Origin of the sequence: Aerococcus sp. UMB7834 (assembly GCF_030215145.1) — a bacterium.
In the GTDB taxonomy this organism is placed as follows: domain Bacteria; phylum Bacillota; class Bacilli; order Lactobacillales; family Aerococcaceae; genus Aerococcus.
Window position 1 is genome coordinate 214,782 of the sequence record NZ_JASOLI010000004.1, and the last position, 16,642, is coordinate 231,423.

Here is a 16,642-nt window from a genome sequence, read left to right on the forward strand (position 1 = left end):
TCGTAGCTGACGGTAAGGATGGAAAAGATGGCAAATCAGTCCTCGCAACGACCGAACGTGGCACCGAAGTTGACGAAAACGGACAAAACTGTCCAGGGACTTGGGTGATTGTTCATGAAGATACCAACAATAACGGTCAAGTTGACCCAGGTGAACGTGAAATTAGCCGTGAGTTCATCTTCGATGGTACCGATGGTAAAAACGGTAAGAGCCCAGTTGTTGAAAGTGAACGTGTTGAGAAAGATCCAAATGATCCCAACTCCGAATCAGGTGTGAAGATCATTGTCAGAGATCCTGAGAGCAACGACATCATCAAAGAAACCTTCGTTAAAGATGGCGAAAAAGGTGAGAAGGGTGACCAAGGTACGCCAGGTACCCCAGGTCAAGATGGCCAAGACGGTAAAGATGGTAAGTCGGTTCTCGCCACTGCAGAGCGCGGCACAAAAACTGATGAAAACGGCAAAGACCGTCCAGGCACCTGGATGATTGTTCACGAAGACGCTAATAACAACGGGAAAGTAGACCCAGGTGAACGCGAAATCAGCCGTGAATTCATCTTCGACGGCACCGATGGTAAAAACGGTAAGACCCCAGTTGTTGAAAGTGAACGTGTTGAGAAAGATCCAAATGATCCCAACTCCGAATCCGGCGTGAAGATCATCGTGAGAGATCCCGAAAACAATGAAGTCATCAAAGAAACCTTCGTTAAAGACGGCGAAAAAGGTGAAAAGGGTGACCAAGGTGAGCCTGGTCAAGACGGCAAGTCCTCTTACGTTCACGTTGTGAAGGGACCAAACGAAGCGGGTGAATCAGGCAACTGGATTATCACTTACTTTGACAAGAACGGTGACGGTAAATTCACAGAAGATGAAATTGTCTCCAGTGAATTCGTTGCTGATGGTAAAGACGGTAAATCACCAAAAGCTGAAGTCAAAGACAACGGTAATGGCACCCACACCGTAACCATTACCAACCCAGACGGCACGACGACTGAAACAGTGATTGAAGATGGTAAGGACGGCAAGTCTGCCACAGCTGAAGTTAAAGACAACAATGATGGTACCCACACCATTACCATCACTAATCCAGACGGCAGCCAAACAACCACTGTGGTTCGCAATGGTGAAAAGGGCGACAAGGGTGATCCAGGTAAAGATGGGAATTCCTCTTACGTTCACCTCGTTAAAGGACCAAACGAAGCTGGCGACCCAGGCCAATGGATCATCACCTACTTTGACAAGAATGGCGATGGCAAGTTCACCGAAGATGAAATTGTCTCCAGTGAATTCGTAGCTGACGGTAAAGATGGTGCTCCAGGCCAAGCTGGTGCTAAAGGAGATAAGGGTGACCCAGGCCAAGCTGGTAAGGATGGCAAGTCCTCTTATGTTCACCTTGTTAAAGGACCAAACGAAGCCGGTCAACCAGGTCAATGGATTATTACCTACTTTGACAAGAACGGCGATGGCAAGTTCACCGAAGATGAAATTGTCTCCAGTGAATTCGTTGCTGATGGTAAAGATGGTAAGTCACCTAAGGCTGAAGTTAAGAATAACGGTAACGGGACTCACACCGTAATCATTACTAATCCAGATGGTACGAAGTCTGAAACCATCATCAAAGATGGTAAAGACGGTAAGGCCGCTACAGCTGAAGTCAAAGACAACGGCGATGGTAGCCACACCATCATCACCACTAACCCAGATGGTAGTCAAACCACTACGGTAGTGAAGAACGGTAAAGATGGCAAGTCTTCCTACGTTCACCTTGTTAAAGGACCAAACGAAGCTGGCGAGCCAGGCCAATGGATCATCACCTACTTCGATAAGAACGGTGATGGCAAGTTCACCGAAGATGAAATTGTCTCCAGTGAATTCGTAGCTGACGGTAAAGATGGTAAGTCACCTAAGGCTGAAGTTAAGAATAACGGTAACGGGACTCACACCGTAACCATTACCAACCCAGATGGCACGAAATCTGAAACCGTCATCAAAGATGGTAAGGATGGCAAGTCTGCTACAGCCGAAGTTATAGATAATGGTAACGGAACTCATACCATCACAATCACCAATCCAGATGGCAGCCAAACGACAACAGTTGTGAAAGACGGTGCCAAAGGTGATCCAGGTCAAGATGGCAAAGACGGCAAGTCAGTGACTGTTTCTACAGAACCAGGTCATTTCCAAGGTCAAGATGGTGTTTGGATCATTGTTCAAGATAGTGAAACAGGTAAAGAACTCGATCGAGACTTTGTTGCCAACGGTAAAGATGGCAAGGATGGGAAGTCTGCAGATATCAAGACAGAAGCATTAGTGGATCCGAATGGCCAAGAAACCGGTTATAAGATTACCATTATCCATCCAGATGGTTTAGAAGAAACTCGTCTGATTAAACATGGGAAAGATGGTAAGGATGGCAAAGACGGTCGCGATGGGAAATCCATTATTGCGACAACGGAACGTGGCGACCATAAAGGACAATCAGGTGCTTGGTTGATTATCCGTGATAGAGAAACGCTACAAGAAATTGACCGCGAATTTATTGCAGATGGTCAAAATGGCAAATCAGCCGATATCTCATCACGAGAAACTACAGAAGGTCTAGAAATTACCATCCACCATGCCAATGGAACAAGCCATACGCATATTATCCGTGATGGCAAGGACGGCAAGTCTATAACCGCATCAACCGAACCTGGAAGCTTCAACGGACAGTCAGGTATGTGGTTGATTATCCGTGACCGTGACACGGGTCAAGAATTAGACCGTCAATTTGTGCGCGATGGTAAGGATGGGCAGGACGGAAAAGATGGAAAATCAGCTCTTCTAAGTACTGAAAAGATTCTTGATTCAGATGGTAAGGAAATTGGCCTAAGTATTAAGATAACGCATCCAGATGGCTCTACCGAAACACATACGATCTACCATGGTCGCGATGGTAAGGATGGCCAAGATGGGAAAACTCCACAAATCCGTACTGAAAAAGGCAAAGATAGTCAAGAAAATGTGGGCAGATGGTTGATTATCGAAGACGGTCATGGCAATGAAACCGTTCGTGAATTCATCCGTGATGGCCAAGATGGTAAGACGCCTTCTGCTAAAGTGGAACCCGGTAAGAATGAACATGGCGACAGTGGTCAATGGATTATTATCTTCGATGGAGATGGTAATGAAGTCTCACGTGAATTTGTTCGTGACGGCAAGGATGGCCAAGATGGCCGCTCGCCAAGTCTTGAAACAGTTCCCGGTAAGAATGCAGACGGTGACAGTGGTTTATGGGTGATTGTTAAAGATCCTCAAGGTAAGGAATCGAGCCGCCACTTTATTAGAGACGGTAAAGATGGCAGAGGAATCAAGAAAATCTATAGTAAAGACGGTCGTTTAACGATTGTATTTACAGATAATACAAAAGAAATTCTTGAAATCCCATGTTGCCAACCGAAGCTAGAAGAACCTAAACCAGAAGAACCTAAACCGGAAGATCCGAAGCCAGAGGATCCAAAACCAGAAGAACCAAAACCAGAAGATCCGAAACCGGAAGATCCGAAGCCAGAAGATCCAAAAACGGAAGATCCAAAACCGGAATATCCGAAACCAGAGGATCCAAAGCCAGAAGAACCTAAACCAGAGAATCCAAAAGCAAAGATTCCAAATGCAAAAAATAAAGAGTTAGAGGAGGAGAAGAACAAAAATTCAAATGTAAGAACCACCCTCATAACCAGTCAAGCAAGTGATCAAGCAAAGGAAAAAGCACTAGCAAAAGCCTATAAAGCTAAGGCACAGTTACCGCAAACAGGTACAGTGACCAATGTGTCCAATGCGGCCATCGCTGCTAGCTTGTTATTAGGTGTGGGAGGACTAGTTCTTAGTCAAAAGAAAAAGAAATAGTAACTTGTAAGCTAAAAAAGAGCTGTGCCGCTAATTGAGCGGCACAGCTCTTTGTCATATAGAAATCAAAAGGAGAGGTATTATTAATATTTTTCTAGGCTCATGACCATAGCTGCATAAAGCGGCATACCGTTCATAACAGTCCATTTATCTTTTTGATTTAATAAATAGGCATAATTATTATCTACACGATTTGTTTGTACAGCTAATGCAATATAGTTCATATTAAATGGGGTTTCAATATTTGCTTTATGTCCAGGCGATATCATCCATTGATTATAAAATTCTTTAGCGAGTGCTTTTTCACTGGTTAACATTGGATAGTCATGAGCCCAGGTTTGTAGAATATTTTCGTTTGAAATAATATCGCCATATTGGTCTAATGAAGCGGTCCCATCAATTAAACTATGAGTTTTTCCATTAATACGAATTGTTCCAATTTTAGCTAATTGATTCGTTGTATTATCAATTGGTTTTCTTAATTTTGGATCGTAAGCGACTTGGCTTAGCCCTAATTCTTTTCGGTGTGCATTGATTAATTTGGCGAATTCTTCATTGAGTAAATCAATGTCAATGATTTGATATTTATTAAAAGCTTCAATGGTTTCGTTTGTTGGTACAATCCCCCAGGCAATACCATTATGTGTTTCTCCTGTGCTGTTATTTTTAGCAATATATGAAATATGTGGTCTATGATCAGTAGAATCGTTGTATTTGGCTAAGTCATAACGCTCTTCTGGCGTATAAGCCTTTTTGAATTCATCAATCGTCATATCAACGAATTTTCCGGTCTTATCTGTGATCTTAATATCATAAACTGTTTTATCAGTCACTTCACCATTTTCTAAGTGGTAAGGGTCACCAACAACTTGTGTGAAGATATCGCCAACGTTAACATTGCCATAGCCTCTTGTTTCAGTTTCAGGTTTTGGTGTTGGCTTGTCTTCAGGTTGTGGCGCCGGTTGGTTCACCTTAGTGCCATAACGCACAACTTGTTCGATGGGTTCTGTTCGGCTTTCATCAATGAGTTCACGTTGGCTTTCTACGCCGTTGGTATAAGTCACCCGATAGGTTTTAGTAACCTTGCCGTCAACTCCTTCTTGGGCAACAATTTCTTTCCCTTGTTCTAAGTTGTCATCTTTGATATAACGGATGCCATGCCTGATAAGGGTATCGTGGCTTTCAGTTTTAACGGTCACTTGGTCTTTAACTTTGGTACCGTAATAGATGATCGTGGCAACGGGTTCTTGGCGATTAATTTCTTTGGAGGTTTCGGATACGACGACACCATCTGTAAGGGTTTGGGTGATTTGCGTTGTCACAAAACCATCTTGACCTTCTTGTCCAACACGCTCTTCACCTTCTGGAAGGTTAGGATCTGCTAGGTAACGAACAGGAGCGGTGATCACATCTGTCTTTTCAGAGACTTTTGTGGTCGTTCGTTTCACTGTTGGTTCGCTAGGTACTTCGATAAACTCAGGTTCAGTTGAAGGTGGTGTTGTCGGAACAACTTCTTCATCTGGATTTTCGGGATCAACTACAGGTTGTTCAGGTTCTGTGTAGTTGGGGTTTGGAACAACTTGAGGGTCACCTGGAATGATTTCCTCGTGGGTATCCTCGTTGATGATTGTTGGTTCACCGGGGATGAGGGTGGATGGGGTGTCCTGTGGTGGAGTAACGGTGTTTCCGTCTTCTGTAGGGACTTCTTCGTCATGGATAGTGATTGTTGTTTCACCTTGAGAAGAGTCTTTATCACTTGGTGTATGGATTGATTCATTCCCCTTATCCACGCTTGGACCATCAATTGTTTCGTTACTTGGTGTGGTTGAAGGTTTTTCTTCTTTTTCTTTGTTTGAAGGCGTGTGGGATTTATCTTCAGAAGGTTTTTCGCTTACTGCCTGTCCACTTGGTAGGTTCTCTTGATCTTGTCGATTTTCATTTGGCTTCTCTGTTAGACTAGGCGCTTCCATTGAGTCATGCTCTAAAGAACTTGTTTGAGCTCTAAGGCTGGATGCTGGAATAATAACATTATCCTTGGTGCGGAAGGCCACTTCTTTTTGTGGACCATAGCCGTAACCTTTTTCCTTAATCCCTTGGCGAGTCCCGTCTTCCTTCTGTTGATAGTCTAGGGAACTGTTCTTGTAGGGATTAACGAGGGCCAGGAATTTATCCCGCTCCTGTCTTGAGACACGCTCACCGTTTTTCAGCATGGTATTAATTTTATCCGCATCGATGAGAAGGCGCTGACCGGTAAAAATTAAATCAACATCTTCAATTTGATTGACTTGGGCCAGGTCTTCGATTGCTATATTGGTCGCTTCTGAGATGGCTGATAGGGTATCTCCCCAATTAACAATGTAGTAAGCATCCACTAATTTTTCTTTTTGAATTTGTTCTTTGACTTTTTGGACACTATTAGCCTTCCATTGGCTGGCTGAGGCGGCTGGCTGATTTTGTTTAGTGGCTGGTTTGGCAGCCTGAACAGGTTCAAGGCCTAAACCAAGAATACTAGGACCTAGAGCATTAAGGCTAGCTAAACTGATCAGACCAAGCTGGGCAAATTTACGCATCTTCTTCTTCATCATGTTCTTTCATACCTCCAAATAAATAATGAAATTTATAAGCTCAGTATATCATTACTTTGTCCTATATAACCGATAATGGCCTAAACAGTTGTTTTTGACTCCTGAATCGTTTCTTTTCTTCTCAATATGAGAGGAAATACCAGCCTAGGCCTTTTTGGGGCTAGACCTCTTAGATTAATGACATGTTCAGCATAGTCAAGCTAAACTGAGCTAAAGAGTCAATAGGCATAAAAAAAAGCTGCCCTTAAGTTTTCACTTGGGGCAGCTAACTGCTTACAGAATTTATAGGAATTTAGAAACTTAGCCTGCCTGACCAATAAGGAGGGCATAGACAAAGAAGAGGGCGAAACCAAATAGGAAAATTAAACCAAGGATAGCTAAGATTTTCAACCAGCTTGGAAGGTTTTTGTTTTCGCGAGTGACGAGGACATAGTTCAAGAGAGCAAAGAAGGGGGTGGTTAGGAATGAGCCAATCATGGCGAAGCGAAGCATGGTGGCTACCTGACCTGCGAAGAATTGGATAAGCACTAAACCGATGATGGCGGTCAGGGTCATCCAGATCTTCAGAGAATTTTGACCGGCTTCTTTTTTATTAAGGAGTAAGCGCAGGGAAATTTCGTTGACCCGGGAGTAACCGTCGATAACGGTAATGACTGTGCCAAAGATGCAGAGAAAGGCGATGAAGGTGATCAAGTAACGGGACCAGTCACCGAGGACGGAGGCATACATGCCCACAAACTGGGAGATGTATTTGGCGGAGGCAGCTTCTACTGCTTGGCCGGTAGGGTATTGGATGAGGGCGCCTAGAGCCACGAAGAAGACAGCTAAGATAGCTGTTCCAATGTAGCCCACGTTGAAGTCGAAGAGGGCATCTTCGGTGTTGAAGTCAACGCTCTTCCGCTTCTCTGCTGACCAGAGCGAGTTGATGGCTGAGATTTCAATCGGTGCGGGCATCCAACCGACCAGCGACACGATGAAGGGGAGGGCAGCCAGTTGCCAGGGGGTCCGTTCTACAAAGTCTGCACTGTATTCAGGGTGCTCAATGGCCGCGATGATAACGGCTAGGACAGTGGCAATGGTGAGGGCGGACATGATCCACTTGGCCATCCCATCGAGTAACTTGTAGCCCCCGAAGAGGAGCATGGCCCAGATGAGGGCGATGAGGATAATGGACCACTGGGTAATAGTTAGATTAATCATAGGGAAGGCACTGGCAATAATAGCTGAACATAGAATAGCCACCCCTGCTGTATTGACCAAGGCGGAGAAGACATTTAGGATAAAGAAGACCCAAAGATGGAATTTGCCCTTCTCAGTATAACCCTCAACGAGAGTTTTACCCGTTTCGGCTGTATATTCCGCGCCAAAACGGAAGAAGGGGTATTTGAAGATATTGGCCAAGATAACGAGGAATAAAAGCGACCAACCATATGAAGCACCGGCTTGGGTAGAGGATACAATATGGGACCCACCCACCGCAGCCGAAGCCATGAGGATACCTGGCCCCATGGCTTTGACCTTGCTGGCCCAGGTAGATTGACTTGTTGTAACGACTTGTGACATAATCATTTCTCCTATCGGTTAAATTTTCAGAATAATCTGAATGAGTTTCTAAAGTATATAGAAAAAAATTTCTGAAAACAAGGGTAGGATTTGTTTCAAAGCGCTAACATATCTTCAAAATGTTGGGGGATAACGAAAGATTTGAAATGGGGGACTTTGCTCTAAATAATTAAAAGCTTTTACCATCTCAGTAGTCATTAAAAAAGCATAAATGTGTTAATGACTCTAGATATTCCTCCGGTTTAAGTAAAAAAGAAAGGCTTTGAATCGTGCAAAATCTCGTACATAAATTTAAAAATATAAAAAAACATCGTGACAACAAGGCTTACAAATGCTTGTTATCACGCTGTTTGTAGACGATGGACCGTGAGAGGCTCGAACTCTCGACAGACGGATTAAGAGTCCGCTACTCTACCAACTGAGTTAACGGTCCGTGTCGTTATCGCTTAATGACGATAAATATATCTTACGCCTGTTTGAGGAAAATTTCAAGTCTTTTTCGTTATTTTTTTCAAAAAAATTTTGGGACTTTGACTGTGGGGTTATTTTTCTTGTTTTATCAGCGTTTCTTAAGAAAAAATAAATTTAAAAAAGCCAAGCCCTCATTTGGGCCTGGCTGATTTTTAAAATTTAACAGTCTTATTTGGTTTTGCGATCGATGTCTAAGTCAGTCCGGTATTCACGAGGCGCTTTTTCGAAGAGGTATTCGCCGTTGCGGATGGAAGCGAGGCATTCTACCCGGCAGCGTTGGGCTTCATAGGTGCTTGGAGCATCGAGGACGATGAAGTTGGCAGGTTTCCCTTCATCCAAACCATAGACATCTTCCACTTGCATTAATTTGGCCCCGTTGTAGGTAATCAAATCAAAGTTGCGTGGGAAGTCTTCTTCGCGCATGAGCTGGGTGGCGTGGATGCCGTTGTCTAGGATATTCATCATGTTACCAGATCCAGCTGGGTACCAGAGGTCAACAATGGAATCTTGGCCGAATGCCACGTTGATGTCATTGTCGACGAATTCTTTCACCCGGGTCAGGCCACGGCGTTTAGGATAGGTGTCTTGGCGGCCTTGGAGGAAGAGGTTTTCGGTAGGGCAGGAAACAAAGTTCAAGCCAGATTGACGGAAAAGGCCCATCATGCGGAAGGCGTAGGCATCGTTAACGGAACCGAATGAGCAGGTGTGGGAAGCTGTGGTTTCATGGCCGTAGCCTTGCTTCATAGCTTCTGCATTGAGAAGTTCGAGGAAGCGGGCTTGGTCGTCATCGGTTTCGTCGCAGTGGACGTCGATCAATTTGTCATATTTAATGGCCAGGCGGACAATTTCCTTAATCGATTCCATCCCGTCTTGGCGGCTCCATTCATTGTGAGGGATCCCGCCGACACAATCAGCCCCTAATTGAAGGGCTTCTTCAACTAAGTCGCGGCCCGTCTTGCCTTCTTCTTCATAGGAGTACATCCCGTTTTGGGGGAAGGCAACAACTTGGATGGTGATATTATCCTTTAATTCATCACGGACTTCGAGAGCGGCCTTGATGCCTGTTAGGTTAGGATCGGTACAGTCGGTTTGGGCGCGGATGAATTGGGTGCCGTAAGCAGCCACGTCTTTAACAGCTTGGCGGATCCGTTCTTTCATTTCTTCCTTGCTGGTACCTTTCTTGTAGTCGTTCCATAAGTCAATGGCTTCAAAAAGGGTCCCTGATTCATTCTTCACCTTAGGATCTTGACCCGTGAAGTAGTAGTCCAAGTGTAAGTGGGAGTCAACGTATGGAGGAAGAACGAGGCGACCTCCTAAGTCGATCGTTTCGTCAGCTGAGCCGAGCTCTGTCCCAATAGCTTTGATTTTTCCATCTTCAACTAAGATTTCAGATGCATCATCGTGCTTATAGATACACGCATTAATAAATTTTTTTGACATCTTATAATTACCTCCTGTAATGATATCTATAACCTAGCTTAAGGTCTTCTTTCATTTAAATCAAGTCTTAGGGTTGACTTTAGCTAGCCAGCGCGCCAATTCACATGAGAACATGAATTCTTGCTCAGATTCGCACAGAAAAAGCTATTTTGGGGCTTGCCAAAGCATTTGCTTAAACTATAATGAGCCTTAAGTAAAGAGATGAAAGGACGAAAAATATGCATCAACAAAGAACGGGCTTTTCATGGCCACTTTTTATTTTGATGGCAAGCATTACCTTTATGGCCATCTTGTCGGAATTAATGCCTTCGGGTGTCTTACCTCAGATGGCGGAAGGTTTTGGGATTACAGAGGCACAAGCGGGAGGTTTTGTTGGCCAATATGCTATTGCTTCAGCTTTTTGCGGTATTCCCATTATTTCCGCAACGGTTGAATGGGACCGAAAGAAGCTCCTCATGCTGCTCCTTATCGGCTTTTGCCTAGCCAATCTCGTCATTGGGCTCCTACCGATTTATTGGTTGGCTGTCCTCGCGCGTATCTTAGGAGGGGTCTGTGCGGGTGCACTTTGGCCCATGATTTCTGCCTACGGAATGAGCCTGGTGAAAGCAGAAGACCAGGGCAAGGCGGTCGCTGTGATCATGGCTGGGACAACAGTCGGTATGAGCCTGGGTTTGCCCTTGATGACCTGGATCGGGACCCGTTTTTCTTTCCACTTAGAGTTTATTGTGATGGCAATCTTTATTGCAGGGGTGGCCTTCCTCTGCCAGACCTTCCTACCCCATGTCCCTGGTGAGAAGCGCTCTCGCTCGAACTCCCCTCTTACCATGTTGAAGAATAAGGGCGTCCTCCTCGTTGTCCTCCTGACCGTTCTTGCGGTCGTTGCCAACTATGGGGTCTACACCTACATTACCAACTTAGTGAAGACTATCGATTATCCAGGTATTGGTCTAGCCCAAATCCTCTTTGGGCTGGGATCGATTCTATCTGTTGTTATAGCCGGAATCTTTATTGACCATTACCTGCGCTGGGTCTGTGCGGGCATGCTAGGTAGTGCGGCCTTGGCCATGGCTTGCTTCTATTTTGTGTCGAGCACAGGGCTTCATCATCTGGCCTTTATCCTATGGGGGCTGGGCTTCGGCGCTCTGGTGACTCTCTTCCAAACCGCAGTGACCCGTCAGGTGAGCCAGGGAACAGCTGTGGCGACTTCGCTCCAGTCAGCCGCCTTTAACTTCTCGATTATGATTGGCTCAACAGTTGGCGGCTGGTTACTTGCTTCCTCGTCTTCAGCAGCGATTGTGGTCATGGCCTTGCTCCTCCTGATTCTGGGCTTAGCGATCAGTTTATCAGCAAAAAAATACCTCGCCTAATGAAAGAGACTGCGCCTCTATGGCCAGTCTTTTTTGTTAGGTAATTGGTCTAAACTTTATTAAGACAGCCTAGCTATCAGTAAAGTTCATGTTATAATGGAAAAGAAATTTAGAAGGATTTAAAAAAAGGAGTAAGACAGTTCATGACAAAAGAATCAATCTATGGTCTGACGCGAAAGGAAATGGAAGAACGCTTAGTGGAAATGGGCGAGAAAGCTTTTCGCGCGGAACAAATCTGGCAATGGCTCTACCGCCAACGGGTAGGGAGTTTTGCGGAAATGACCAATCTTTCCGAAGACCTGCGACAAGCTTTGGAAGACCAATTTAATTTCAGCCCTTTAAAAGAAGAAATTGTTCAGCGGGCTGAGGACAGGACGACCAAGTTCCTCTTCCAATTAGCGGATCAGTCGATGATTGAAACGGTTCTAATGTACCACCACTATGGCTTGTCGGTCTGTGTGACGACCCAAATTGGCTGTAATATCGGCTGCCGTTTCTGCGCTTCAGGCCTCTTGCCTAAACAGCGGGACCTGACGACAGGTGAAATCGTGGCCCAGATTATGTACATCCAACGCTATCTCGATGCCCGCGGGGAGGGCGAGAAGGTTTCCCATATTGTGGTGATGGGGATTGGGGAACCCTTCGATAATTATGACAACGTGATGCGCTTCCTCCGCATTGTGAATGATGACAAGGGACTAGCTATCGGTGCCCGGCACATTACCGTGTCAACGTCTGGCCTGGCCCCTAAGATTCGCGAATTTGCCCGTGAAGGCATCCAGGTCAATTTAGCGGTTTCCCTCCATGCCTCCAATAATGAGGTCCGGTCATCAATGATGCGGATAAACCGCAAGTATCCCATGGAAGAGCTCTTCGATGCTATCTATGAATATACCGACCTGACCAATCGCCGGGTGACCTTCGAGCATATTATGATTGATGACGTCAATGACCGGCCAGAGCATGCGCAAGAGTTGGCAGACCTTCTCAAACCTATGCGAAAATTAGCCTATGTTAACTTGATTCCCTATAATCCGGTACCAGAAAATCCTTACCGCCGGTCCAAGCCAGAAGCCATCACTAAGTTTTTCGATGTCTTGATGCAAAATAATATCAACTGTGTAGTCCGCAAAGAATTCGGGACGGAAATCGAAGCCGCTTGTGGCCAATTGCGCAGCCAGTATGAACGCAAACGCCGGGAACGTCGGCAAAGAGAAAAGGCCTAGGAGCCAGTGACAAAAGGCACTTAGGCTTGAATCACTGGAACAGATTTTTGCTTAATGAGTCGTTATTTTTAAAGAGGACGGAGTTTTTGTTTCAGCCTCTGTCTAGCCCAGCAGAAAGGAAGTAAAAAATGCCAGCTATAGAACGCATCCAAGAAATGGAAAGTCACTTGAAGGAAATTCAATCCTTTTTTGAAGATTTTGACCAAGATCTGGCTAAATTTGAAGCGATCAAGCCTCAATTAGAGGCCCTCGAAGCTTATTATGGGAGCGAAGAATGGTTTGACGATTTTGATGCCTATGAGGATGGAAGCATGCCTGAGGACTTGACCTACCAGGTGCTGAGCGAAGATGGGGTCTATGATTGTTTAGTCGACAAGCACCGGATTGCCTTGGCCCTTCTCGACTTGGCCCGCGACCTTTTAGCCTAGGAGGTAGGATGTGACCAGCGAAAGCAGACAAGCGAATTATTGGTCGGTCTTATTCCTGCGTTTTTTGGCAGGCTATATTAATGTGACGATGATTATTCATTTTGCGACCACCTTGGCGGGGCAGACGGGCTCGCTAACTAATATTCCGATATTGATTGTCCAGCAGAATAATTTTGCCTTGGTGGAGACCTTGTCCGTTGTCTTTGCCTTTCTTATGGGGACCATCTTCAGTGGTTTCTGTTATCCCCATGATGATTCAGCGGTGCGCTTACGCTATACGGCTATTCTGTCGGGCTTTGGGCTCCTCTGGCTGGCGACACCCTGGCTAGATTTGCCAGCTGGCCTTCTCTTAGTCTTGACCGCTTTTTCTCTAGGCTTTCAGAATGGTATGCGGCTCTCTTATCGGGGGATTACGGTCCGCACGACGATTATGACCGGCTTGTTGACGGATATTGGTGTCATGGTCGGCCGCTGGCTCAACCGCCATCCTATTGAAATCTGGCGCTTGACCTTTCATTTGAATAATTTATGGAGCTTCTTAGCGGGAGGGATCTTTGCGGCTCTGGTGGACCAGTATACGCCTATCCATGAAATGTTGGTGGCGGGTATCCTGGACCTCCTGGTGGCGGGGTACTTCTTCTTTTTCCGTGATAAGCTTGAAGTGACGAGCTGGCCCTAGAACTATCCAGGACCAGCTTTTTTGTGTATAATTAATAGAAAAATAATATCAGGAGTGATGAGATGACAATTGAAAGTAAGCCTGTCTTAAGGGGCAATGTGCTGATGACCGTTAACCCCATGGGGCTCAAGCAGGAGATCCAGAATCAAATTGACTATGTGAAGAGCCAGGGACACTATGAAGGGCCTAAGAAGGTCCTTGTTTTAGGAGCATCTTCCAGCTACGGTCTAGCGACACGTATTACCACAGCCTTCGGGGCAGGGGCAGATACCATCGGCGTATCCTATGATAAGGGGCCCCGTTCGGAGAAAAACTTGGGAACTCCCGGTTGGTACAATAATATCTTCTTCCGCCAAGCGGCTGAAAAAGAAGGCTTAGTGGCAAAAAATTTTGTAGGGGATGCCTTTAGCCAAGAGTTGAAGGATGACGTCATTCATTACATCAAGGAAGAATTCGGTGGAAAAGTTGACTTAGTGGTTTATAGTCTGGCAACCGGTCGGCGGACGGATCCTGAAACAGGACAGACCTACCATTCAGCGATCAAATCTATCGGCCAAGAAGTCGTAGGCCCTAATATTAACCTGCAGAAAGAAGAACTCTATGAGGAAGTCTTAGAGCCAGCCAGTGAGGAAGAAATCGAAGCAACCGTTAAAGTCATGGGTGGTGAAGATTGGTATGGCTGGATCAAGCTGCTCAATGAAGCTGGTGTTCTGGCTGAAGGGGTCCAAACGGTTATTTATTCCTATTTGGGGAGTGACCTCAATCGTTCTTACTACCAAGATGGGACCTTGGGCCGGGCTAAGGCAGACTGTGATGAGAAGGCAGATTGGATTAATCAAGAGTTAGAAGACTTAGCTGGCAAGGCTCAAGTTGTTGTAGCAACGGCTGTGACCACCAAGGCCAGCGCGGTAATTCCTTTCTTCCCTATTTATTGCATCGCCCTCTACAAGGTGATGGCTGAGCGCGGGACTCACGAAACGCCGATTATGCACCAGGATCGGATCTACCGGGACATGATCTACGGTGATCAGGCAGCCTACGATGACAAGGGACGCCTCCGTCCCGATCTTTGGGAATTAGATCCCGAGGTACAGGCCCAAACGGAAGCTCTCATCAAAAAAATCACGCTCGAAAATTTCAAGACCGATCTGACCGCTTATGACTTGCTCTGGCACGAATTTCTAAACCTAAACGGCTTCGATGTCGATGGCGATGACGGTCAAGAAGCAGTCGACTTGGACGACTTGAAGGCACTAGAAGCTTAGCGCTTTTTTTGAAATAAAGCTGCACGGCGAGGGCAAAACATGCTATCATGGAGACGTATTGTTTTTTATAAAATAGACTGATAAAAGGATGATGAACATGTCAAGACTGCTAGGTACTGTCGTTCGGGGACTGCGTGCGCCTATTATTAAAGAAGGCGACGACCTCGCCCAAATTGTGAAAGCGACCCTCGTCCAAGCTGCGGACCAAGAAGGTTTTAAGATTCAAGATAAGGATATTATCGCGGTAACGGAATCGATTTTGGCTCGCGCCCAAGGTAATTTTGTGAGCCTGGATGCGGTCGCAGAAGACCTCAACAAGAAATTCACTTCTGATACGATTGGAATTGTCTTTCCGATTACCAGCCGTAACCGCTTCTATCCTATTCTCCAAGCTATCGCCCGGGCCAAGTCCAAAGTGGTGATCCAATTCGCTTATCCTCGTGATGAGGTGGGCAATGCCCTGATCTCAGACCAAGCTCTTGAGGAAGCTGATATTAATCCTTGGTCGACGACATTAACTGAGGAAGAATTCGTCCAAACTTTTGGTCAACCCAAGCATCCCTTCACAGGTCAAAACTATGTGGCCCTCTATAAGGAATGTGTGGAAGGCGAAGGGGCAGAATGTGAGATTATCTTCTCTAACCGGGTGGAAACAATCCTCGATTACAGCCAGGATGTCTTGGTCTGCACCACCCATAGCCGCGACCGGTTGAAACGTGAATTGAAGAAGGTAGATGACCAAGCAGTGGTTCTGAGTCTCGATAATATTCTCAACCAAGCCCCTAGTCAGGGAGAAGGCTACAATGAAGAATTTGGGCTACTGGGTGCCAATCTCTCCGGTGAAAATACGCTGAAACTCTTCCCCCGTGATGCCATGACTTTTGTTCGTGAGCTCCAAGCGCAGATTGCTGAAGAAACGGGAGCGACGATTGAAGTGATGGTCTACGGAGACGGGGCCTTCAAGGATCCAGTCGGCCATATCTGGGAACTCGCCGATCCCGTTGTTTCCCCTGGTTACACCGACGGACTAGCGGGCACCCCCCATGAGATGAAACTTAAATACCTGGCTGACAACCAGTTCAGCGATCTCAGCGGCCAAGCTCTAGAAGACGCTATGCGTGACCATATCAAAAAACACGAAGAAAACGAAGGCGATACCCACCATAGCTCGGTAGGCACCACTCCACGCCAGATCACTGACCTCGTCGGCTCCCTAGCCGACCTCACCAGCGGCAGCGGCGACAAAGGCACCCCCTTCATCTACATCCAAGGCTACTTCGACAATTACTCGGACTAAACAGGGTGAGAGCAGTTGCGCCCAGACTTGAATGACTGGAGGCCAAACGGAAAAGAGCGGCTTTAGCCGATCGTTCCGATTAGCTGAAGTCACTTCAAGACTGCAACTGCGAACCCAACTAAAAACAGGGTGTGAGGCCTGGCGCTTAGCTTTCGTTCACTGGAGCAAGTCACCAGAGTAGTCTGGAAGACTACGGCGGAGACTTGTGAAGTGACACGAAAGCTGCCAGACCAAACCCAACTAACCAGGGTGTGAGACTTGGCGGTCAGACTAGGATGATTGGAGCAATTAAGAATAAGAGCGAAGTATTCGCTCATTTCTTAATTGTGAAATCACTCCGAGTCTGCCAAGTCGAACCCAACTAAACAGGGTGAGAGCAGTTGCGCCCAGACTTGAATGACTGGAGGCCAAACGGAAAAGAGCGGCTTTAGCCGATC

10 protein-coding genes, 1 tRNA gene and 2 pseudogenes are annotated in these 16,642 nt (G+C 46.0%); 9 read left to right on the top strand and 4 right to left on the bottom strand.

Going from position 1 to position 16,642, the window contains the following annotated elements:
- Positions 1-482: 482 nt before the first annotated feature.
- The 3 genes and pseudogenes from QP339_RS09670 to QP339_RS09680 form a co-directional block, all read left to right on the top strand.
- A pseudogene (locus QP339_RS09670) lies at positions 483-1,736 on the top strand (collagen-flanked surface repeat-containing protein); the annotation flags it as partial.
- Between the two features lie 90 nt (positions 1,737-1,826).
- Positions 1,827-2,147: pseudogene (locus tag QP339_RS09675) on the top strand (collagen-flanked surface repeat-containing protein); the annotation flags it as partial.
- A 570-nt stretch (positions 2,148-2,717) separates the two neighbouring features.
- Positions 2,718-3,884, top strand: coding sequence for an LPXTG cell wall anchor domain-containing protein (locus QP339_RS09680; RefSeq protein WP_502869652.1), 1,167 nt, complete (start codon positions 2,718-2,720; stop codon positions 3,882-3,884).
- An 83-nt stretch (positions 3,885-3,967) separates the two neighbouring features.
- On the opposite strand, the gene QP339_RS04765 is transcribed toward QP339_RS09680, so the two are convergent.
- From QP339_RS04765 to QP339_RS04780, 4 genes are all read right to left on the bottom strand, one after another.
- Entirely contained in the window at positions 3,968-6,469 is a 2,502-nt protein-coding gene (locus tag QP339_RS04765) for a G5 domain-containing protein (RefSeq protein ID WP_284910621.1), read from the bottom strand.
- A 300-nt stretch (positions 6,470-6,769) separates the two neighbouring features.
- The gene (locus tag QP339_RS04770; protein WP_284910622.1) at positions 6,770-8,032 is read right to left on the bottom strand and encodes an NRAMP family divalent metal transporter; all 1,263 of its coding nucleotides are present in this window, start codon (positions 8,030-8,032) and stop codon (positions 6,770-6,772) included.
- 360 nt (positions 8,033-8,392) lie between these two features.
- Positions 8,393-8,465: transfer RNA gene (locus tag QP339_RS04775), tRNA-Lys, on the bottom strand.
- Positions 8,466-8,671: 206 nt separating this feature from the next.
- Positions 8,672-9,943 (bottom strand): amidohydrolase family protein, encoded by a 1,272-nt coding sequence (locus QP339_RS04780; RefSeq protein ID WP_284910623.1) that lies wholly within the window; start codon positions 9,941-9,943, stop codon positions 8,672-8,674.
- Between the two features lie 218 nt (positions 9,944-10,161).
- On the opposite strand from QP339_RS04780, the gene QP339_RS04785 reads away from it, so the two are divergent.
- The 6 genes from QP339_RS04785 (at position 10,162) to QP339_RS04810 (ending at position 16,205) form a co-directional block, all read left to right on the top strand.
- A complete protein-coding gene (locus tag QP339_RS04785) occupies positions 10,162-11,310 on the top strand; it encodes an MFS transporter (protein WP_284910624.1) in 1,149 nt (382 codons plus the stop codon).
- 143 nt (positions 11,311-11,453) lie between these two features.
- Positions 11,454-12,536 carry a dual-specificity RNA methyltransferase RlmN gene (gene rlmN / locus QP339_RS04790; RefSeq protein WP_070618886.1) on the top strand — a complete coding sequence of 361 codons (1,083 nt, stop codon included), beginning with the start codon at positions 11,454-11,456 and terminating at the stop codon, positions 12,534-12,536.
- Positions 12,537-12,664: 128 nt separating this feature from the next.
- On the top strand, positions 12,665-12,964 hold the full coding sequence (locus QP339_RS04795) for a DUF4298 domain-containing protein (RefSeq protein ID WP_284910625.1): 300 nt from the start codon (positions 12,665-12,667) through the stop codon (positions 12,962-12,964).
- Between the two features lie 10 nt (positions 12,965-12,974).
- Positions 12,975-13,643, top strand: a complete 669-nt coding sequence (locus QP339_RS04800; RefSeq protein ID WP_284910626.1) for a YoaK family protein — start codon at positions 12,975-12,977, stop codon at positions 13,641-13,643.
- Between the two features lie 62 nt (positions 13,644-13,705).
- Positions 13,706-14,908 carry an enoyl-ACP reductase FabV gene (gene fabV, locus QP339_RS04805; RefSeq protein ID WP_284910627.1) on the top strand — a complete coding sequence of 401 codons (1,203 nt, stop codon included), beginning with the start codon at positions 13,706-13,708 and terminating at the stop codon, positions 14,906-14,908.
- A 97-nt stretch (positions 14,909-15,005) separates the two neighbouring features.
- A complete protein-coding gene (locus tag QP339_RS04810) occupies positions 15,006-16,205 on the top strand; it encodes a coenzyme F420-0:L-glutamate ligase (RefSeq protein WP_284910628.1) in 1,200 nt (399 codons plus the stop codon).
- The last annotated feature ends 437 nt before the right edge of the window (positions 16,206-16,642 follow it).

Excerpts from the sequence above, each read along its gene's own strand:
- QP339_RS09680 (WP_502869652.1), top strand. The coding sequence starts at position 2,718 with ATGTGGTTGATTATCCGTGACCGTGACACGGGTCAAGAATTAGACCGT.
- QP339_RS04765 (WP_284910621.1), bottom strand. The coding sequence starts at position 6,469 with ATGATGAAGAAGAAGATGCGTAAATTTGCCCAGCTTGGTCTGATCAGT.
- QP339_RS04780 (WP_284910623.1), bottom strand. The coding sequence starts at position 9,943 with ATGTCAAAAAAATTTATTAATGCGTGTATCTATAAGCACGATGATGCA.
- QP339_RS04795 (WP_284910625.1), top strand. The coding sequence starts at position 12,665 with ATGCCAGCTATAGAACGCATCCAAGAAATGGAAAGTCACTTGAAGGAA.
- QP339_RS04810 (WP_284910628.1), top strand. The coding sequence starts at position 15,006 with ATGTCAAGACTGCTAGGTACTGTCGTTCGGGGACTGCGTGCGCCTATT.
- QP339_RS04770 (WP_284910622.1), bottom strand. The coding sequence starts at position 8,032 with ATGTCACAAGTCGTTACAACAAGTCAATCTACCTGGGCCAGCAAGGTC.
- fabV (WP_284910627.1), top strand. The coding sequence starts at position 13,706 with ATGACAATTGAAAGTAAGCCTGTCTTAAGGGGCAATGTGCTGATGACC.
- rlmN (WP_070618886.1), top strand. The coding sequence starts at position 11,454 with ATGACAAAAGAATCAATCTATGGTCTGACGCGAAAGGAAATGGAAGAA.
- QP339_RS04785 (WP_284910624.1), top strand. The coding sequence starts at position 10,162 with ATGCATCAACAAAGAACGGGCTTTTCATGGCCACTTTTTATTTTGATG.